At 69.1% G+C, this 19,429-nt stretch carries 16 protein-coding genes; 6 read left to right on the plus strand and 10 right to left on the minus strand.

What is annotated here, in order from left to right:
- Window positions 1–227 precede the first annotated feature (227 nt).
- The 7 genes from ACYQ4W_RS12005 to ACYQ4W_RS12035 all read right to left on the minus strand — a co-directional run bounded on the left by ACYQ4W_RS12005 (window position 228) and on the right by ACYQ4W_RS12035 (window position 9,851).
- Window positions 228–2,990, minus strand: coding sequence for a cobyric acid synthase (locus ACYQ4W_RS12005; protein ID WP_459856911.1), 2,763 nt, complete (start codon window positions 2,988–2,990; stop codon window positions 228–230).
- Window positions 2,991–3,110: 120 nt separating this feature from the next.
- Window positions 3,111–4,109: a sugar phosphate isomerase/epimerase family protein gene (locus tag ACYQ4W_RS12010; RefSeq protein WP_459856914.1), complete on the minus strand. Its 999-nt coding sequence runs from the start codon at window positions 4,107–4,109 to the stop codon at window positions 3,111–3,113.
- A 96-nt stretch (window positions 4,110–4,205) separates the two neighbouring features.
- The gene (msrA, locus tag ACYQ4W_RS12015; RefSeq protein ID WP_459856916.1) at window positions 4,206–5,222 is read right to left on the minus strand and encodes a peptide-methionine (S)-S-oxide reductase MsrA; all 1,017 of its coding nucleotides are present in this window, start codon (window positions 5,220–5,222) and stop codon (window positions 4,206–4,208) included.
- A 140-nt stretch (window positions 5,223–5,362) separates the two neighbouring features.
- Window positions 5,363–6,079: a Crp/Fnr family transcriptional regulator gene (locus ACYQ4W_RS12020; protein ID WP_459856919.1), complete on the minus strand. Its 717-nt coding sequence runs from the start codon at window positions 6,077–6,079 to the stop codon at window positions 5,363–5,365.
- 82 nt (window positions 6,080–6,161) lie between these two features.
- Window positions 6,162–6,503: a 4Fe-4S dicluster domain-containing protein gene (locus ACYQ4W_RS12025; RefSeq protein WP_459856922.1), complete on the minus strand. Its 342-nt coding sequence runs from the start codon at window positions 6,501–6,503 to the stop codon at window positions 6,162–6,164.
- A gap of 24 nt (window positions 6,504–6,527) precedes the next feature.
- Entirely contained in the window at window positions 6,528–8,282 is a 1,755-nt protein-coding gene (locus ACYQ4W_RS12030; RefSeq protein WP_459858542.1) for an FAD-binding protein, read from the minus strand.
- 87 nt (window positions 8,283–8,369) lie between these two features.
- On the minus strand, window positions 8,370–9,851 hold the full coding sequence (locus ACYQ4W_RS12035; RefSeq protein ID WP_459858545.1) for an SLC13 family permease: 1,482 nt from the start codon (window positions 9,849–9,851) through the stop codon (window positions 8,370–8,372).
- A gap of 363 nt (window positions 9,852–10,214) precedes the next feature.
- Here ACYQ4W_RS12035 and queD point away from each other — a divergent pair, with 363 nt between their 5' ends.
- Complete coding sequence (gene queD / locus ACYQ4W_RS12040; protein ID WP_459856925.1) at window positions 10,215–10,604, plus strand: 6-carboxytetrahydropterin synthase QueD; 390 nt, start codon at window positions 10,215–10,217, stop codon at window positions 10,602–10,604.
- A gap of 2 nt (window positions 10,605–10,606) precedes the next feature.
- Window positions 10,607–11,080 (plus strand): D-aminoacyl-tRNA deacylase, encoded by a 474-nt coding sequence (gene dtd, locus ACYQ4W_RS12045; protein WP_459856928.1) that lies wholly within the window; start codon window positions 10,607–10,609, stop codon window positions 11,078–11,080.
- 134 nt (window positions 11,081–11,214) lie between these two features.
- Here dtd and ACYQ4W_RS12050 read toward each other — a convergent pair whose 3' ends face one another.
- The 3 genes from ACYQ4W_RS12050 to ACYQ4W_RS12060 all read right to left on the minus strand — a co-directional run bounded on the left by ACYQ4W_RS12050 (window position 11,215) and on the right by ACYQ4W_RS12060 (window position 13,912).
- Window positions 11,215–12,111, minus strand: coding sequence for a radical SAM protein (locus ACYQ4W_RS12050; RefSeq protein WP_459856931.1), 897 nt, complete (start codon window positions 12,109–12,111; stop codon window positions 11,215–11,217).
- A 116-nt stretch (window positions 12,112–12,227) separates the two neighbouring features.
- The gene (locus tag ACYQ4W_RS12055) at window positions 12,228–13,196 is read right to left on the minus strand and encodes a DMT family transporter (RefSeq protein ID WP_459856934.1); all 969 of its coding nucleotides are present in this window, start codon (window positions 13,194–13,196) and stop codon (window positions 12,228–12,230) included.
- On the minus strand, window positions 13,193–13,912 hold the full coding sequence (locus ACYQ4W_RS12060) for a cyclase family protein (protein WP_459856936.1): 720 nt from the start codon (window positions 13,910–13,912) through the stop codon (window positions 13,193–13,195). The genes ACYQ4W_RS12055 and ACYQ4W_RS12060 overlap by 4 nt, the downstream gene beginning before the upstream one ends.
- A gap of 346 nt (window positions 13,913–14,258) precedes the next feature.
- On the opposite strand from ACYQ4W_RS12060, the gene ACYQ4W_RS12065 reads away from it, so the two are divergent.
- From ACYQ4W_RS12065 to ACYQ4W_RS12080, 4 genes are all read left to right on the plus strand, one after another.
- Window positions 14,259–16,337: a B12-binding domain-containing radical SAM protein gene (locus ACYQ4W_RS12065; RefSeq protein WP_459856938.1), complete on the plus strand. Its 2,079-nt coding sequence runs from the start codon at window positions 14,259–14,261 to the stop codon at window positions 16,335–16,337.
- A gap of 4 nt (window positions 16,338–16,341) precedes the next feature.
- Entirely contained in the window at window positions 16,342–17,334 is a 993-nt protein-coding gene (locus ACYQ4W_RS12070; RefSeq protein ID WP_459856941.1) for a radical SAM/SPASM domain-containing protein, read from the plus strand.
- Between the two features lie 18 nt (window positions 17,335–17,352).
- Window positions 17,353–18,078: a class I SAM-dependent methyltransferase gene (locus tag ACYQ4W_RS12075; RefSeq protein WP_459856943.1), complete on the plus strand. Its 726-nt coding sequence runs from the start codon at window positions 17,353–17,355 to the stop codon at window positions 18,076–18,078.
- 93 nt (window positions 18,079–18,171) lie between these two features.
- Window positions 18,172–19,419 carry a hypothetical protein gene (locus tag ACYQ4W_RS12080; protein WP_459856945.1) on the plus strand — a complete coding sequence of 416 codons (1,248 nt, stop codon included), beginning with the start codon at window positions 18,172–18,174 and terminating at the stop codon, window positions 19,417–19,419.
- The last annotated feature ends 10 nt before the right edge of the window (window positions 19,420–19,429 follow it).

Genomic DNA, 19,429 nt, shown 5'->3' on the forward strand with positions numbered 1-19,429 from the left:
GCGCCGCCCCTGGAACCCCGCCAGAGGGCACGGGGCCCTCTGGACTCCCCGGACAAACGAAAAGGCTCTTCCGCGCAAAGCCGCTGGAAGAGCCTTTTCGTTTGAGATGGCAAGAAGTGCGCGCGGGAGAGGCAAAACCTCGAGGCGGATCCTCCACGAGCGGCCAGCGTCGATGGCAAGGCGAGGGTGAGGGCGAGGGAAAACTGCGGATCCCTCCACACCGCCCGCTACGTCAGCAGGCCGCCGGGCTTTTGCAGGCCCAGGGCCTGGTACACGCGGCCCATGTCCAAATGCTTGCGCAGGCTCGCGGCCAGGCGTTCCAGGGCGGGCTCCAGGCCGAAGCGGGTCTGCGGCGCGCCGAGCGAGGCAAGCCCCTTGGCCGTGCGCAGGCTGTCGAGGAACGCGCGGCGGAAGCCGTCCTCGTCGAACACGCCGTGCAGATACGTGCCCCACACGCGCGGAAAGCCGCCGCCGGCGAGTGCGGCGTCGTCCAGGCCAAAGGCCAGCGCCCGGCCCGAGGCATCGACGAGCAGAGGGATGGCGGCCTCGGCGGACGCGGCGTCCAGCAGGGTTTCGCCGTGGTGGATCTCGTAGCCGGAAACGTCGTGCCCGGTGCGCGGGTCGCGCACGGTGACGCGGGTGAGGGTCTTTTCGCGCTTCAGCTCGGTCGCCAGCGGCAAAAGGCCGAAGCCCTCCCCGGACTTCTGCGTGGACTCCATGCTCAGGGGATCGTCCACGCGGGCGCCCAGCATCTGCAGCCCGGCGCAGATGCCCACGACGCGCGTGGACGCGGGCAGGGCGCGCAAAGCCGCGGCAAAGCCTGCCCCGCGCAGAAAGCGCATGTCCTCAATGGTGTTCTTGCTGCCGGGCAGAATGACGGCGTCGGGCGCGCCCAGCTCCAGGGCGGTCGTCACCAGGCGCAGGCGCACATCGGGCTCCGCGGCCAGCGGGTCCAGGTCGTTGAAGTTGGCGATGCGCTGCGGCACGATGACGGCGATGTCCAGGGCGTCATCCCGCTTGGGCTGCTGGCCGGTGGCGGTGTTGCCCAGGCCCACGGAGTCTTCCTCGGGCAGGGCGAGGGCGGGCAGCCAGGGCACCACGCCCAGCACCGGGCGGCCGGTGCGGCGGTACAGAAAATCGAGCGCGGGGCCGAGGATGCTGGCGTCGCCCCGGAACTTGTTCAGCACATGGCCTATGACCAGCGCCCGCTCGGCCTCGTCCAGGATGTCGAAGGTGCCGGAGAGCGCGGCGAACACCCCGCCCCGGTCGATGTCGCCCACCAGCAGCACCTTGGCCCCGGCGTGCCGCGCCATCTTCATGTTCACGATGTCGTGGTCCTTCAGGTTCACCTCGGCGGGCGAGCCCGCGCCCTCCAGCACCATGACCTGATGTCCGGCGGCCAGGGAGTCGTAGGCCTGGGTCACGGCGCGCCAGGCTTCCGGCTTGTAGGCGTGGTACTCCTGCACGTTCATGTTGCCCACCGGGCGGCCCAGCACCAGCACCTGCGAGCCGGTGTCGCCCGTGGGCTTGAGCAGCACCGGGTTCATGCGCGCGTCGGGCGTCAGGCGGCAGGCCTGGGCCTGGGTGGCCTGGGCGCGGCCGATCTCGCGGTTGTCGGGCGTAACGGCGGAGTTGTTGGACATGTTCTGCGCCTTGAAGGGCGCCACATCGAAGCCGTCCTCCAGCAGGATGCGGCAAAGCCCTGCGGCCAGCACGCTTTTGCCCGCGCTGGAGCAGGTGCCCTGGACCATGAGGGCCGGGACCTTGTGCTTTATGATCGCGGCCGGAGCCTTGACGATGCCGGAGAAGCGGGCCAGGGCGTCCACCAGCCGGGCGTTTTCCTCACGCGTGCGCACGGCGATGCGGAAGTAGCTGTCGTCCAGGCCTTCGAAGTTCCTGCACAGGCGGATGGCCAGCCCTTCGGCGAGCAGGCGCTCGAAGAGCGGCTGGGCGCTCATGCCCACGCGGTCCAGCCGGCACAGCAGAAAATTGGCTTGGCCCGGAAACACGCGCAGGCCGGGAATCTCGCGCAGGTCTTTGACCAGGGCCTCGCGCAGGCTCGCCACCTCGCGGATGGTGCGGTCACGGTAGTCCAGATCGCGCAGGCAGCGCGCCCCGACCTTTTGGGCCAGGGTGCCCACGTTCCACGAGGGCAGGCTGCGTTTGAGGCGCTGGGCGTTCTCCGGCGCGGCGAAGCACAACCCCAGGCGCAGACCGGGCACGGCGTAAAATTTCGTCAGCGAGACCAGCACGATGACATTGTCCGGCCGCTGGCGCACCAAGCGGCCGTTGCCGCCCGCCTCGCCGCTTTCGTTGTCGATGCCGGGCACGAAGTCCGCGAAGCTCTCGTCCACCACGAACAGGCTCTGCGGGAAGGCGCGGGCCAGGTCGCGCACGTGCCGGGCCGGAACGCACACGCCCGTGGGGTTGTTCGGGCTGGTCAAGAGCACCAGGGCCGGAGCGGCCAGCAGCCCGGCCAGGGCTTCCAGGTCGGGAGCGAAGCCCCTTTGCGCGGTGCAGGTGAGCGTCTCCACCGCGAGCCCGGCCATGCGGCAGCAGCGGTCGATGTCCACATAGGCGGGCACGGGGATGATGGCGCGGGTGAGCCCCTGCCGCGCGGCCAGCCGGCAGATGGCGGGCAAAAGCTCGGAAGCGCCGTTCCCGGCCAGGGCCTGGGTGGGCCACACCTTGTAGAGTTCGCAGGCGGCCAGGGTCAGATCGCCGGCCTCCGGGTCCGGGTAGTGCGCCACCTGCGCAAGGGCGTCGGCCACGGTCTCCGCCAGCCAGGGGGGCGGGCCGAGGGGATTGATGTTCGCCGAAAAGTCCACGAGGTCCTCGGGCCGCACGCCCGCGCGCTCCGCCATTTTCCAGATGTTGCCGCCGTGGGCGTAGCGGTCGGCCTCGGGCAGGCGCCCGGCGATGGTGGAGCCTGTGGCGTTGGCGGAGGAGCCGGGGAATTGGGCCGGGCCGCCCAGCAGATTCTGGCGCATGGGGCGCTCCTTGGCGTGGGGTGAAGGGATGGATCGCGTCCCGCTTGCTGTAGCCCGGATGCGCCCTGTGGGCAAGACGCGTTTCGCGTGGGGCGGGCCCGTGGCGCGGATGAGGCGGGGTCAGCCCAGGGCGGCCATGCCCTGGGCGCGGCCGCTCCGCTCCCGGCCGGACCACTCGGGCGGCGCGTCTCCGGCAAGGGCGCGCTCCATGCCGCCGCGCAGACGCGCCAGCTCCCGCACCTGTCCGGCCTCGTCCTCCGGCAGATGCGCCGGGTCCAGCTCCAGGCTCACTGTGCCCGCATAGCCGCCCGCGCCCAGGCGCGCCAAAAACGGTCCCAGGGGCAGTTCGCCCGCGCCCGGCGGCAGGTGTTCGGCAAACCCGGCGGCATCGGAAAAATGCACGTGCCGGATGAGCCCGGCGGGCACCCGCGCCAAATCGGCCAGCACGTCCCGGCCGGAGACGCCCAGATGGCAGACGTCCAGGGTCAGGCCCAGGTTTTTGCCCTGGCATTCCGCCAGCAGCTGGGCCAGGGGATCGCGCCCGAACAGGCCCCCGGCGCCGTGCGCCCAGGGCAGATTTTCCAGGGAGAGGCCAAGGCCCGGCGGGGCGTCCAGAAGCCGGGGCAGGTCCACGGCGCGGGCGAACCAGCGGGTCTGGATGGCGTCCTGCAGGGTGCCCGCGGGCGGGTGCAGGGTGATGTGCGGCCAAGGGCCGCCTTGCCCGTCGCTGCGCCCTTCGCCTTGGCCGTCGCTGTGCCCGCCGCGTTGGTCGCCGCATTGGTCGCGGCCCCGGCTGGCGGCAAGGCTGGCGGCAAGGGCCACTGCGGCGCGCCAGGCGTTCATGTGCCCGCCCCAGGCGCTCCAGTTGCGGAAGGGCGCATGCACCACGCGCACCGGGCACAGGGCGTGGGCCTGGTCCACGGCCTGGCCCGGCGCGATCTTGGCCGAGCCCATGACCAGGTCGAGCCCGGCAAAGCCCGCGCCGGCGGCGATGCGCGCTATGGCGGGCAGGGGCAGATGGAACAGCGAGCCCGTGGACAGCAGCACGGAGGCGGCGCCCGGAGCAGGATTCTGCGGGCCGGGCGTTGTGGCGGCGAGGGTGTCGGCGTGGCTGTCCATGACACCGGCATGCGCCCCGCCCGGTCAAGGCGCAACGCAAATCCGGGGAATGGCCGCACGCGCGCGGTGAGCGGCGGTTCTGGTCCTGCGGGTGTTTTACCGGGGGGTGAACAACCCGGCGTAGCGGCCGTACCCCGCCTCGGCCAGTTCCCCCAGGGGGATGAAGCGCAGGGCCGCGGAATTGAGGCACCAGCGCTGGCCGCCGCGCTCGCGGGGGCCGTCGTCGAACACATGGCCCAGGTGGCTGCCGGAATGCCAGGCGCGGGCCTCGGTGCGGGGCATGAGCAGCTTTCTGTCCGTGCGGGTGACGATGTTGCCGGGCATGAGCGGGCGGGTGAAGCTCGGCCAGCCCGTGCCGGAATCGTACTTGTCCAGCGAGGAGAAGAGCGGCGCGCCGTTCACCGCGTCCACATAGATGCCGGGGCGGTGCTCGTCGAAATAGGCGTTCTTGAAAGGCGGCTCGGTGCCGTCCTCGCGCAGGATGTGATAGGCCTCCGGCGAGAGCAGCCGACGAAGCTCGGCCTCTGGCGGGGTGGCCTTGGCCAGACGCGGCGCATAGCCGAAGAGCGGATCCGCCGACTCCTTGCCCCACAGCCGCGCCAGGGTGGCATCGCGGCCGCAGCCCATGCGGTAGAGCTGGTAGCGCCGGGCGTTGGTCCTGCTGTAGCCCTGGTGGTGGGCCTCGGCCTTGTAGAACGGCCCGGCGGGCAAGACTTCCGTCGCCACGGGCCGGGGCAAGAGCCGCAGGTCCTCCAGCTCCGCAATGGCCGCGGCGGCCTCGCGCTCCTGGTCTTCATCGTGGAAGAACATGGCCGTGCGGTATTGCGCGCCGTGGTCGCAGAACTGGCCGCCGTCGTTGGTGGGGTCTATGCGCCGCAAAAACCAGTCCGCCAGGGCGCGGTAGCTCACAAGATCCGGGTCGAAGCGCGCCTGCACGGCCTCGTAGTGGCCGGTATCGCCCGTGCAGACGTCATCGTAGGTCGGGTTGGGCTCATCGCCGCCGGTGTAGCCGGAGGTGACGGACAAAATGCCCGGCAGGTGCAGAAAATCTGCCTCGAGGCACCAAAAGCACCCACCGGCAAAGGTGGCGGCGGGAAACGAGTCAAGGTTCATGGAGCCCTCCCGGGGTATCCCGTAGAAGTAGCCACTGGCCTGGGGAAGTCAACGCCTGCGGGAATTTGCGCAAGCCCCGGGCGCAGCGCGCGGCCCGCCCCTTGCGGCCGCCCGCCCGGCTGGACGCGCGTTAGCCCGGTCTAGCCGCCCGCCCGCTGCACCAGGGCCGCGGTGTCGAGCAGGATGATGGCCCGGCCGCGCATGCCGATGAGGCCTTCTTCCTGGAACTTCTTGAGGAACTGGCAGACGGTCTGCTGGCAGGAGCCGGTCATGGCGGCCATTTGCTCCTGGGTCAGACGCAGGGGCACCTCCACGGGTTCCGCGGGGCCGGTGGCGCCGCCGGGGCCGGTGCGCCTTGCGCTGGCGGCCAGGGCGTCCGCGCTCAGGGTGAGCAGCAGCCGGGCCATGCGCGTGTCCACGTCGCAGGAGGCCAGGCCCTCCACCTGTTCGCTCAAGTGCCTGAGCCTGCGGCCCAGAATGCGGATGATTTTTTGCGACGCGCGCGGGTGGCTGGCCAGAAAACTTTCAAAGGCCTCCTTGCCCACCTCGTGGAGCACGCCCGGCAGCAGGGCCTGGGCGGCGGCGCGGCGCGGCTGGCAATCAAGCACCTCGGCCAGGCCGAAGATCTCGCCGGAGCGGCGCAGAAAGAAGATGGGCTCGCGCCCCCGGCGCGACTGGCTGAAGATGCGCACCAGGCCGCGCTCCAGATAAAAACACGAGCGGCCGGGCTCGCCCTCGGCAAAAACCGGGTCGTCCTTGCGCAGCTCGCGCCGCCGGGCCAGGGCCAGAAAGGCCGTGCGCTCGTCCTCGAGCCCGGTGAAGAAATCCTCGGCCCCAAGGTGCCAGAAATGATCCATGCGCCCCCCAATGGCCGGAGCCCGGCAACGCTCGCACGTCGCCAGGCTCTGGTCCAAGGGTTCTATAGTCCGCGCAGGTCGATCAGGGCAAGTCGGTCCTGGGCGCAAGCCGGTTTGCGTATTCATAGGTCGTTTCCTGGCCGTTGATGTCCACGCATTTCCAGATGATGCGGTTCTTGGCCATAATGGGCCGGAGCGAGGCCTTGTGGTAGCCCAGCTGGTAGGGCATGCGCGTTTCGATGGCGCCGCAGGGGCAGACCTTGGTGCAGGACATGCAGTCCCAGCAGTCGCGGGTGGCCCGGCAAAAGGCCTTGCCCGTGGCGGGGTCCAGGGCCATGAGGTCGCCGGGGCAGGCCTCCTCGCAGCGCGTCTCGGCCCGGTCCGGGCAGCCGTTGCATTTATTGGGCAGCACTCTTGGTGGCATGGTGTTCCTCCTTGGATGTTGGGGCTAGGCCTTCTGACGGTCACCGGGCACGAGCTGCTCGTAGGGGCGGGTGAAGGCCGTCACCACGCCTGTCTCCGGGTCGCGGCGGGTCTCCACGAAGCAGTCGAAGTTCACGTCGTCGCGCTCCGGGTAGTCGCTTCTGGTCTGCCAGCCGGCCCAGCGGGTCTCCTTGCGGGCCTTCAGGTGGTGCACCACGGCCTCGGAGACGTCCACGCGGTCCATGGTCTCGTTGGCCTCCATCAGCTCGTGCAGGTCCGCGGCCTTGAGGTGCCGGAACTGGCTCTGCAGCATGGCGATGTGCTTGAGCGCGTAGTCCAGGCGCTCCTCGTTGGTGCGGTAGAACTGGCTGGTGCCGCCCGCGTACTCGTCCATGAGCCGCTGCAGGCGGTCCTTCATCTCGCGCGGGGAAACGCCGTCATAGTCCGCGCCGCGCAGCAGCGGAGCGAACACGCGGGCCTTCTCCGCCTCGATCTGCTCGGCCAGCTCGCGGGAGTTCTGGGGGGGCAGGGCTTCGGCCTGCTTCATGTAGGCTATGGCCCCGCGCGCGGCCAGCTTGCCCTCGGCCGCGCAGCCGCCCACGAACTTGTTGGGGTTGCCGCCGGCGGTCTCGCCCGCGGCGAAAAGCCCCGGCACCGTGGTCATGCGGTCCATTTCGACCCAGAAGCCGCCCATGGTGTGGCCGCCCATGATGTACGGGTCGGAGCCGTAGATCTCGATGGGCTCCTTGGTCACGTCCTGGCCCCTGCTGGCCAAAAAGAGCACGAAGCTCGGCCGCTCGTTCAGGTAGTCGGTCATCATGGCCTGCACCGTGTCCGGGGCCATGCCCCGCGTGTCGCAGTAGCAGGGCCCGCGTCCGGCCAGCCACTCCTCCATGGGCGCGTTGGCGCGGATGTACCGGGGGGCCGCGTCGCCGCCAAGGTGGGCGTAGCGGCTCATGACCTTCTCGTCCTTGCAGTTGATGATGGGCGCCTTGTAGCCCACGGAGATGGTGTCCACCGGGCCGCAGAAGTCCTTGGTGCGCGTGGCCACCCAGCGCTGCTCCAGGCTCGAGAGCTCCGCGCCCTGGCGGAAGCCCATGGCGTAGCCGGAGCCCACGCAATAGGGGCACATCCAGATCTGCGCGCCGGAGTCGGTGGAGTCGGCCGTGTAGGACTTGTACAGCGTGCCCGCGCCGCCGGTGGAGACGATGGTCGACTTGGCGCGGAAGACGTGGAACACGCCGGTGCGCACGTTCAGGCCGGTGGCGCCCACGCAGCGGCCCTTGTCCATCAAGAGCCCGGTGCCGGCCACGCGGTTGTACACCTCGGCTCCGGCCTCGATGGCTTTTTCGGCCATGATGGGCTTGAGCTGCTCGCCGTGGATGGAGATGTCCCACTTGCCCCGGTAGTGGATCTTGCCGTCCTCGTCGCGCAAAATGGGCAGGCCCCAGCGCTCCAGGTCGTCGATGGACTCGTTGAGCTCACGGGCGTTGGAGAGGGCCAGGTCCTCGCGTAGCGGCCCGCCGCCCACCTGGGCGCGGCTCCAGCGCACCAGATCCTCCGGGGTCTTGCCCTCGGGGATGTAGGTGTTCAGGGCGTCCATGCCAGCAGAGCACGCGCCGGAGCGCATGATCTCGGCCTTTTCCATGATGACGATCTTGAGGCTCGGATCCTTCAGCGCGGCCTCCGTGGCCACGAAGCAGCCCGCGTTGCCGCCGCCGATGATCAGAATATCGCAGTCCACAACCTCCACCTGCACCTCGGCCAGGGTCTTCGGCATGGTCTGCGCGCGGCTTCCGCCCGGTCTATTCGCCATGGTGTCCTCCTTGAGTCATGCTTGCTGTTGTTGGTTGTCGCCGCGGCCGCATCAGAACGGCCAGGGCGCGGTGGGGTCCCACACCGGCAGGCCCAGCAGCGCGTACCACGGGGCCATGATGAGAATGCCGTAGGCGATGGCGATGAGGATGCACATCCAGCCCACCTTGGCGTAGTCCGCAGTGGAGAAGGTGTCCGTGCCGTAGGCGATGACCGCCGCCGTGATCTGGGTGGGCAGCAGGTAGGCGTAGGTGTCCGTGTCGCACACGAGCAGCGTGAAGGACACGGGATGCAGCCCCAGCCGGGGGGCCATGGCGAAGATGACCGGCGCGAGCATGGCCACCGCCGCCACGTTGGAGAGCATGCCGATGCGGATGATGTGCGTGCCCACCATGAGAGAGAGCAGCACCTGCCACCAGACCATGCCGGTGACGAAGCCGTGGATGTTGTCCGCCAGCCAGCCGGCCAGGCCGGAGGAGGTCATGGCGCTGGTCATGGTCAGCGCGCCGCCCAAAAGCAGGAAGGTGCCCCAGATGGTGCGCTCCTGCACGGCCTTCCACTTGAAGGGGAACAGGCCGGGAATGAACAGGATCATCATGCCGATGAGGCCCACGATGCCGAGCTGGAAGGAATGCAGCTCAAGCGGGCTGCCCTTGCCGGTCATGAACAGCACGGTGATGAGCCCGAAAATGCCCAAGAGCGTCCATTCCGGCCGGGTCATGGGCCCCAGGGCCTGGTGCTGGCGCTTGATCTCCTCGTGCCCGCCGCCGATGGTGACGCCCTTGGTCTTGAAGTGGTAGCGCACCCACCACTGGGTGAGCACGAACATGCCGAGATACGGAAACTGGAGCAGCGCCCACTGGAAGTAGCCGATGTTCTTGAAGCCGTTCTTGTCGAAGATGCCGGTCATGATGAGGTTCGGCATGTGCGCGGTGAGGATGAACACGCCGCAGATCATGCAGCCGTAGACCATGGACTGGATGACGATGGCCTTCTTGGCCTCGCGCTCGCGCTCGGTCTCGCCCAGGAGCTTGGTGATGCCCTGGATGACGGGCATGAGCGTGGCGGCGCGCGCGTTGGCCGCGGGAATCAAGAACGCCAGCACGATGTTGACGAAGAACATGCCCCAGATGATCCGGCCCACGTTGGTGGCCTTGAGCCGGTCCAGAATGGACAGGGCGATGCGCTTGTCCATCTTGAGGATCTGCAGCATGGCCCCCAGAAAGAAGGCGAACAGGCACAGCCACACCTCATGGGTGGTGAAGCCGTTGAAGGCCTGGCCCATGGGCGGCTTGCCCTCCTTCCAGGGCAGGCCGTGGGTCAATATCAGCAGGGTCGGCACGGAAAGCCCGGTGATGCCCACGGGCATGGCCTCCGCCACCCACATGACGCTGGCCCAGACCACCACGGCCAGCACGGACATGCCCTCCCGGCTCAGCCCCTGCGGGCAGGGCAGCACGGCGTAGATGAGCACGAACAACACCCAGGCCGCGATGAACCCGGTCCAGACCGTGCGGGGGCTCTTGCCGCACATGGTCAAATTTTCGCTCACATAGCCGAGGATGCCGGAACAGGTTTGCTCCTCTCCGTTTGCGTACGCCCGGGGCGCCGCCGTTTTTGCTTGGGTTGTCTCCATCGCACTTCCTTTCCGCCAGCTGCGGGATCGCGTCTTTTGTGGCCTTGCTATGAAGCAGATGCCCGGCGCGTTCTATCGCCCGGACGATACGGCGCGAAAATTCCGCAAATGGACTTCCGCCCGGGGGCTGCGGATGGAAGAAGGAGGAGGAGGCACGCGGCCGGTGGCGCCGGGGCGGCCCAGCGTGGTTGACAAAACCCGGCCCAGCGCCAATATCCAAGCACGGCCCGCACCGGGCACGGCAAGCCACACGGAGGACCCATGGCCGGAAAATGGCGGCTCAACATCGACGAGGCCTTTTGCGCCTCGCACCAGCTTCGCAACTACAACGGCAAGTGCGAGCACCTGCACGGCCACAATTTCGGCGTCAGCGTCGAGGTGGAGGGCGAGCGGCTCGACCCCGCGGTGGAGATCTTGGTGGACTTTGGCGACTTGAAGCGCCTGACCCGGGAGGCTGTGGACGCCCTGGACCACGCGCACCTGAACGACCTGCCCGCCTTTGCCCAGCGCAATCCGTCGAGCGAGAACATCGCCCGGCACATCTACCTGGACCTCAAGGACCGGCTGGCGGCGCTTGCGCCCCAGGCCCGGCTCAAAAGCGTCAGCGTGTCCGAGAAGGGCACCTCGCGCGCAACGTACTTCGAGGACTAGGCGTGCGCCTGCTGCTCCAGCGCGTCACGCGGGCCTCGGTGACGGTGGAGGGCGCCCGCGTGGGGCAGATAGGCCAGGGGCTGCTGGTGCTGGCCGGGTTCGGCAAGGCCGACGGCCCGGAGCTGCCCGCCTCGCGCCTGTGGTCCGCCCTGTGCGCCAAGGTGCTCGACCTGCGCGTCTTCCCCGACGCCGGCGGCAAGCTGAACGTAAGCCTGCGCGAGACCGGCGGCGGGCTTCTGCTCGTGTCGCAGTTCACGCTCTACGCCGAAACGCGCCGGGGCCGCCGCCCGTCCTTTTCCAGCGCCGCGCCGCCGGAGCTGGCGCGCACCCTGTACGACCGGCTGGCCGCGGATCTTGCCAGCCAGTGCCCCGGCGTGTTCGCCCAGGGCGTGTTCGGCGCGGAAATGCACCTGGATTTCGTCAACTGGGGGCCGGTGACCATTCTGCTGGACTCCGCCGAATACGAGACGGACTGAGGGGCAGGCATTGCGCCGGGCAGACCGCGCGCGTTCGGCCGGCGCCGAAGCCGACATGCGCCTTTGCGCGCGTCTTATTCCAAGCGCCGCCCCTGCCCGTCTCCTCCCCGTCTTTCTCTCCTCTCCCCCTCCCTTTACAGCCGCCGGTAGGCCTGGGGCACCACAGGCGCATCTCCGGCCAAGGCGGCGCGCACGGCGGCGAGCCCGGCTTCCTTGTCGCGCGGCAGGCGCAAACGCAGGCGCAGGGGATTGGAGGCGTGGTTGGAGAAGAACAGGCCCCGGCCCAGGTGCGTCTCTTCCAGCAGCCAGTGAAGTTCGCGCAGCAGGCCCGCGTCGTCCTGGGGCAAGAATTCGCCGCGCTGCCGACGTTCATAAAGGGGGGTGCCGGGCGCGACCATGAGGGCCAGGGCCGAGGCCTGCTCCGGGTCCATGGCGGAAAGGGCGCGGCCCGTGGCGCGGGCGTGGGCCTCGGCCGGGGAACCCGGCCCGCCGCGTCCGGCCAGACCCAAAAGCACGGTGACGGAAAGCTTGAGCCCGGCGGCCTTGGCGCGGGCGGCCTGGCGCAGATGCTCGTCCACGCCGCCCCATTTGCCCATGGCGGCGAGCACCTCGTCCAGCCCGGACTCCAGCCCCAGGTACACGGTGCCGAGGCCCGCCTGGCGCAGGCGGACAAGCTCGGCGTCGGTCTTGCGGGCCAGGGCCTTGGCGTTGGCGTAGGCGTTGACGCGCGTGACCCAGGGCAGGCGCTGGCGGATGTCGCCCAGGATGGACTCCAGGCGTTGCTGGGGCAGGATGAGCGCGTCGCCGTCGCAGAGGAACACGCGGCGCAGCTCCGGCAGGTTGGCGGCGGCGTGGCCGATGGCGGCGCGCACGCGCTCCGGGTCCTTGAAGCCAAAGCGCTTGCCCTTGTAGGCCGGGCAAAAGGCGCAACGGTTGTGCGAGCAGCCGAGGGTCACTTGCAGCAGCAGGCTTTCGGCCTCCGCCGGGGGGCGGATGACCTGGCCTTCGAGGTCGAGTCCGAGGAGCGTCATGGAGCCGAGTGTGCCCGGCGGGGCTGAACGAGTCAACGGGCCAAGCCAGCGAGCCGAGTTGATGGGAGGCTGTCAACAGGCCGAGCCAGCGGGGCGAGTAGACGGGGGGAAGGACGCTAGCTTTCCGTGCCTTTCGCCGCCGCGCCCTTGCCCGGCCGATGAGCTGGCCGATGAGCTGGCCGGTTGGCCAGAATCACGCCGAAAAGCACCATGCCGCCGCCGAGCACCAGCGCGTGGCCCGCGTCCTCGCCCAGCAACAGGCTGCCCAGAATGGTGGCGAACACGGGCACGAGGTTGAGGAACACGCTGGCTCGGGCCGCGCCCAGGGCCAGAATGCCGTCGTAATACCAGGTGAAGGCCAGCCCGGTGGCGCCCACTCCCAAAAAGACGAGGTTGCCCCAAATGAACCAGCTGGCGTCCAGGGTCTGCGTGGCGAGCCCCGTGCCCAGGGCGGGCGGCAGCAGCATGGCGCAGCCCAAAATGCACGACCAGCCCACGGCCGAAAGCGGCGTGGCGCGGCGCATGACGCTGCCCCCGGCGATGGTGTACGCGGCCCAGGTGACGAGGCAGCCCAGGATGAGCACATCGCCCAGGCTGGCCCCATGGGTGAAGAGCGTGCGCGGATCGCCGCCGGAGAGGATGACCGCCACGCCGAAAAGCGAGAGGGCGATGCCGAGGGACTTCACCGCGCCCGTGGGCGCGCGCAGCACCAGCGCGGAATACAGGGCCACGGCCGAGGGCACGCAGGCCACGATCATGGCCGCGCGGCCCGCCTGGATGCGCGCCAGGCCGGAAAAAAACAGGGCGTTGTACAGAAACACGCCGGTGAGGGCGAGAAAGGCCACGCCGGGCAGAAGCGCGCGGTCCAGCCTGGGCCAGCCGCCGCCGCGCTGGGCGGCCTCGCGGCAGAGCAGCACGTAGAGAAAGGCCGAGGCGAACAGGAAGCGCAGAAACGCGGCGGGAAACGGCGACATCTGCTGGGCCACGATGCGCCCGGAGACCCAGGTGGCGCCCCACAGGGCCATGCTGCCCACCAGCTTGGCGTACACGGCCAAGCCCGCCTTCTGCCCCTGGGGCAGGCTCATGCCGCCTCCGGTCCCACAAGCGCCAAGGCGCGCACGGGCGAGCCGTCGAGCCCCAGCACCGGCGCGCAGAAGAACTGGAACCCGCGCGCGGGCAGGGCCGCAAGGTTGCGCAGGTTCTCCACGATGAGCACCCCGGCCCCGAGCAGGGCCTTGTGCGCGGGCAGAAAAACCTCGTCCAAGGGATCGGATTCATAGGGATCGGCAGAGCCCGCGTCGAGCCCGACGCCGGAAAGCCCCTGGTCCGAAACGCGCAGCTCCGCCAGCAGCGCGGCCGCCGCAGGCGTCAGGTGCGCGCCCTTGGTGTAATAGTCCGGCTGGCCGAAGCGCTCCTCGTCGCCGGTGCGCAGCAGGATGAAGGCCGGGGCCTCGGCCCGCAGCTCTTCCAGGTGCGGCGCAAGGTCCGCGGCGGTGACGGCCAGACCCGCGCGGCCGCGCAGATCAAGCAGCGCGCCCGACCCGGCGAAGCGCGCCAGGGGCAGGTCGGCCAATGTCGCCCCGCCCGCCAGCACATGGCAGGGCGCGTCCACGTGGGTGCCGCAGTGTCCAGGCAGCCGCGTCTGATGCGAGAGGAAGCCGTGGGTCTCCAGACGGCCCATGGGCACGAGCTCCAGGGGCGGGTCGCCGGGGAACAGGGGCATGCCCGGCCGCAAGGGCCAGGACAAGTCCACCGGGGCCGGGGTTTGGCCGAAGGGGGGAAGGGGTGACGCATGCCGCATGGGGCGGCAATACCGCCCTTCCACGCCAGTGGCAAGAACGCGGCGCTGGTGCGGGCAGGGCCCGCCAGATCCTTTGCGCGGTGGAGAAACGGAGAATGCCGACAGGACGTCCGCCGGTGCGCGGCGCGGGGAGCGCGGGACGCCCGGGCGGCGGCAGACGCGGCGGCAAGGGCGCGGGGCCTTGGCGTCCGTTGCGCCCGGCCCGGCTTGACATTGCCAGGGCAATAGGGGATTTTTTTAGTCTTTCGGGCCGACCCGACCCAATCCGTCTCAACCCGGCCCAATCGGGCCCGGCCACGCCTGATCCGCCTGGCCCGGCTCCCACGCGAAAGGTAAGGAGTTCCGTTTGCGTCCACTGCGCGTCTATCTCGCCGACCTTGTCCACACCTGGGAAAAAGTGAGCGTCTGGACGATCCCCATCAATCTGGGGTTCGTGGGCGGGTACGCCAAAAAGCAGTTTCCGGACATTGAGCTTAGGCTGTTCAAGCGGCCGGAGGACTTGCTGCCGGCTCTGCGCACAAGCCCGCCCGACGTGCTCGGCCTTTCGTTCTACGTGTGGAACCAGAACCTGGGCGGCCTGGCGGCGCGCATTGCCCGCGCGGCCAACCCGAACGTGCTGGTCACGGGCGGCGGACCTGTGTTCACCGACCTGAACGCCAACGAGGCGGGCGCGCGCGAGTTCTTCTCCCGCCTGCCAGAGGTGGACGCCTATACCCTGAACCAGGGCGAACGCCCCTTTGCCGCGCTGCTCGCGGCCTTCGAGTCCTGCGGCCGCGATGTGGCGCGCCTGCGCGCAGCCCCGGTGGAGGGCTGCCTGGTGAACGACCTGCGCGCGGCCGGCGCGGTGCGCGTCTCCCCGGCGCTGCCCGGCTTCGCCGACCTGGACGAGATCCCCTCGCCCTACCTCACCGGGCTCATGGATCCCTTTTTCGAGGAACCCTACCTCCCGCTCATCGAGACCAACCGCTCCTGCCCCTACCGCTGCGCCTACTGCGCCTGGGGCATCGGCAGCAGCAAGCTCACCCGCTTCAGCATGGAACGCGTGCTGGCCGAGGTGGACTACATCGGCTCGCACTGCACCAAGTACGGCACCATGATGACCTGCGACGCCAACTTCGGCATCCTTGAACGCGATGCGGAAATCGCCCGGGCCATCCGCCAAGCGCACGAGAAGTACGGCTTCCCCCAGTTCGTCAACGTGCAGTGGGACAAGAGCAACCCGCCGCGCATCGCCCGGGTGGCGCGGGAGTTCGGCGGCATCGCCAGCGTGGGCGCAAGCTTCCAGTCGCACAACAAAAAGAGCCTGGAGGCCATTGGCCGCAAGAACCTGCCCTTGAGCGAGATCACGCCCATCCTGCGCGAACTCAAGGCTCCGCTGTTCACCGAGCTGATTTTGGGCCTGCCCCACGAGACCGCGCAAACGCACCTGGACGCCAACCGCGTGCTCATGGACGAAGGGTTTGAGATCAACAACTACAACCTGCACCTTCTGCCCGGCACGCGCATGGACTCCGCCGAGTACCGGCGCGACTACGTGACCAAGACGGGCTACCGCCTGCACGACAACGCCTGGGGCATCTACGACGGCGAAACCGTCATGGAGGGCCAGGAGGTGGTGCTGGCCACGCCCACCATGCCGGTGGACGAGCTCCGGGCCTTCCGCTTTCTGCATTTTCTCTTCCAGTTCATGTGGAGCAAGGAGTGGTACCGCGTGTTCCTCTGCTTCTGGAAGGAGCACGGCCTGCACCCGGTGGAGCTCATGCGCCGCGTGGGCGAGGAGACCAAGAAGCTCGCCCACGGCCCGGAGGACGACGCCGTGGCGCGCATGCGCCGCGCCTTCGACGCCGACCACGACCTGGAGAACTTCGATTCGGCCCAGGCCCTTTACGACTACTGGCGCAAGCCCGAGCACTTCGACCGGCTGGGCCGGGGCGACTACGGCAAGCTGAACATGCAGTACACCTTCGAGATCCTGCTGGGCTGCCATCAGGAGTTCGGGGCGTTTCTGCTGGGGCTTTCCACCCGCTTGGCCGAGGAACTGAACGTGCCGCGCCGCGCGGCGTTCCTCACCGCCTGCCGCGACGTGCTGGCTTTTCAGAGCGCCCTGCGCTTCGACCTGGAGGACGGCCCGCCCGACGAGCACGGCGTGTGCGAGCCGCATCTGGTGCGTTCGCGCACCCTCGGCTTCGACTGCGACGTGCTCTCCTGGGTGGAGGGCGGCATGACCGGCGAGCTTGCGCCCGGCGGCGGCCCGCACCGCGTGGAGTTCTACCTGCCGCCGGAGCAGGAGGACTTTTTGCAAAAGCGCCTGGCGCAGTTCAAAAGCAAGAACCGCAACATGACCCTGCGCAAGATGGCCGAATACCTTGGGCCCAAATATCTGCTGAACAAGACCCGGCGCATCGGCCCGGCAGGACAGGAATAACGCAATGACCGGCACGAATCCGCGCACGAATCCCTTCGACCCGTACTACCGGGCCATCAACACCATCGCCCCGGCGGACAAGCTGCGAAACCTCGGCGATTTTCCGCGCGTCATCGACGTGGAGCTGACCAACACCTGCAACTTCCACTGCCTCATGTGCCCGGTGGGCACCAGCGTGCAGGTGCGCCCAAAGGGCATCATGAGCGACGAGGTGTTCGAAAGCGTACTGGACCAGGCGGCCCAGCACAAGACGCCCCTGCGCTTCATCCTCTGGGGCGAGCCCACCCTGCACCCCAAGTGGCTGGACTGGATGGAGCGGGCGGTTGCGCGCGGGCTGCTGGTGCACTTCAACACCAACGGCAGCCGCATCGGCGAGGCCGACATGCGCCGGCTGGTGCAGGCGGGCGTGCAGTCCATGAAGTTCTCCTTCCAGGGCGTGGACGGCAAAAGCTACCGCGAAATGCGCAACACGGACTACTTTGAAGAGCTCATGGCCAAGGTGAAGCTGCTGCACGACGTCCGCGGCGAGGCGGCCTATCCGTACATCCACGTCTCCACCACCATCACCTACGAAGGCCCGGAGCTTGTGGCGGCCTTCCGCGAGCGGGTCTCGGCCTTCACGGACAAGATCACCGTGGGCCGCACCGAGCTGGAGCGCTTCGACATCTCCAAGGCCAAGCTCTCCGAGCAGGAGCGCGCGGCCCTGAGCCACATGAAGGGCGAGGAGCAGCTGGTGCGCAAGCACCCGCAGTGCCCGGAGGTCTTCGACAAGCTCTCCGTGTACTGGGACGGCCGGGTTTCGGCCTGCTGCCGCGACTTTGACGGCGCCATGCTTGTGGGCGACGTGCGCAAGACGCCCCTGGCCGAGATCTGGAAGGCCGAGAAGCTGGCCTTCTACCGCGAACACCTGGCCAAGGGCGAGTACGACCGCTTCGAGCTGTGCAAGGTGTGCTGGGACTACCACGGCCTGCAGACCCCCGGCCTGCAGGGCCTGTAGGCAAGGGACGGAGACGACATGAGCGACGCCCCCAACCGGCCGGAGACGAACCAGGCCAGCCGCGACTACCTCAAGGTGGTGTATGCCGACGGCCAGCGCGAAAAGAGCACCTACCCGGACCACCTGGCCCGGCGGCTCATGGAGCTGGCCGGCCTGGCCCCGGGCATGCGCCTGCTCGACGCAGGCTGCGGCCGGGGCGAAATGCTGGCGGCCTTCGCCCGGCGCGGCCTGCTGTGCGAAGGCCTGGATTTGGCCGAGGGCGCAAGCTGCGAGCATCCCGGCGTCAGCGTGCGCCAGGCGGATATCTTCGGCAGCGCCTGGCCCTGCCCGGAGGGGCTCTACGACGCCGTGTTCTTGAAGAGCGTGCTGGAGCACGTCATGGACCCCACCATGATGCTGGCCGAGTGCAAACGCGTGCTCAAGCCGGGCGGAACGCTCATCGTGCTCACGCCGGACTTCGCCTCCAACGTGCCTGTTTTTTATGAGGACCCCACCCACGTGCACCCGTACGTGCCCAAGTCCCTGCGGCATCTTTTCGTCATGCACGGCTTCGCCGACGCCCGGGCCGAGCTTTTTTGCCACCACGAGCGTCTTTGGGAAGGCGGCCTGGCCAAAACCTTCGCCGACCTGTGCTGGCGCGTGCTCTCCACCCCGGCCGCCCGGGCCCTGGCCCAGGCCACGGGGCAAAAAATCATCCGCTGGGCCGTGGAGCGGCAGGTGCTGGGGCTTTGCCGCAAGGGCTGAGGCAGATGGCGGCGCGGGGATCTGACGTCACGCCGCGCGGGGGCCGTTGCGCCGCGCCTGTGCTCCGCCCTTCCCTTGGCCCAAAAGGTGCTCATGAAAACGCTTGATGTCTTCATCCTCTGGCTCAACGTCCACGGGGGCGGGTTCCACAAGCTGCTCACCCTGCACGAGCGCCTGGCCGGGGCGGGCCTCGCCTGCGAGGTGGTCATCGCCACCGGCGCGCCCCTTGGGCTCAAAATGGGCGTGGACGTGCCCGAGGCGCTGCTGCCGGAGCTGGCCGCGCGCGACATCCGCTTTCTGCCCCGGACCGAGGCGCTGCAAAGGGCGCAAGCCACAAACGCCCGGCTGCTCATCACCGATTCGCACCACGATCCCGATCTGCCGGGGATCATCGCCGGCGCGCGCGCGCGCGGCATCATCACGGCCCAAATGGCCACGCTCCTGGGCGACTTCACCTGCCACGGCGCGGAGCACCTGCTCCTGCAGCATCCGCTGACCCTGTTCTATGAGCTTGAGTACCACCACACCGGCGAGTCGCGCCAGTTCCTCGAGGCCACGGGCATCCACTTCACGGGGAACATCTTCTTCGAGCCCACGGTGAACACGCTGCACGGCGGGTTCGCCTCGCGCGGGGCGTTCTGCGCCAAGTACGGCTTCGACCCCGGGCGCCCCCTTTGCCTGTGGCTGCCGAACAGCGCGGACGTGCGCCACCCGACCTACGGGCAGGTGCTGCGCGCCGCCGCGGACGCCGGGCTCAACGTGGCGGTGAAGCTGCACCCCTGGGAATACGCCTTCAAGAAGCACGGCACCGACACCTGGGGGCTGGGCACGACCTCGGACGCGCTCTGGAACGCCTGCGCCGTGGAGGAGCCGGACAGCACCTGGGCCTATCGCTTCTGCGACCTGGCCATCATGCGCACCTCGGCCACCTGCCTGGAGATGCCCTTTTGGGAAAAGCCCTCGGTGCTGCTGCCTGCAACCACGCATCTCGGCCTCACCAAGCCCCAAAGCGACATGGTCGCCTCCTGCGCGCGCATCCTCGCGGCCGAGAGCGAACTGCCGCCCCTGCTCCAGGGACCCCTGCCGCATTTCCGCCACGAGGACTACGCCGCGGCCCAGGCCCACGTGCGCCTGGACCGCACCCGCGACGCCTACGACCAGACCGTGGCCGTGGTGCAACGCATCCTCGCCGCGCCCAAGACAGCCGGGCGCTACGAAAGCCCGGCCGCCCTCCGCCGCCAGTACGACAGCACCGTGACGCCCTCGCTGCGCCGCGGGCTGGCCCCGAGCCACCGCCTGCGCTACGAGACCGGACGGCTGTGGCGCCGCCTGACGGCATAGCCGGGCCGCA

This window comes from Humidesulfovibrio idahonensis (genome assembly GCF_054657715.1).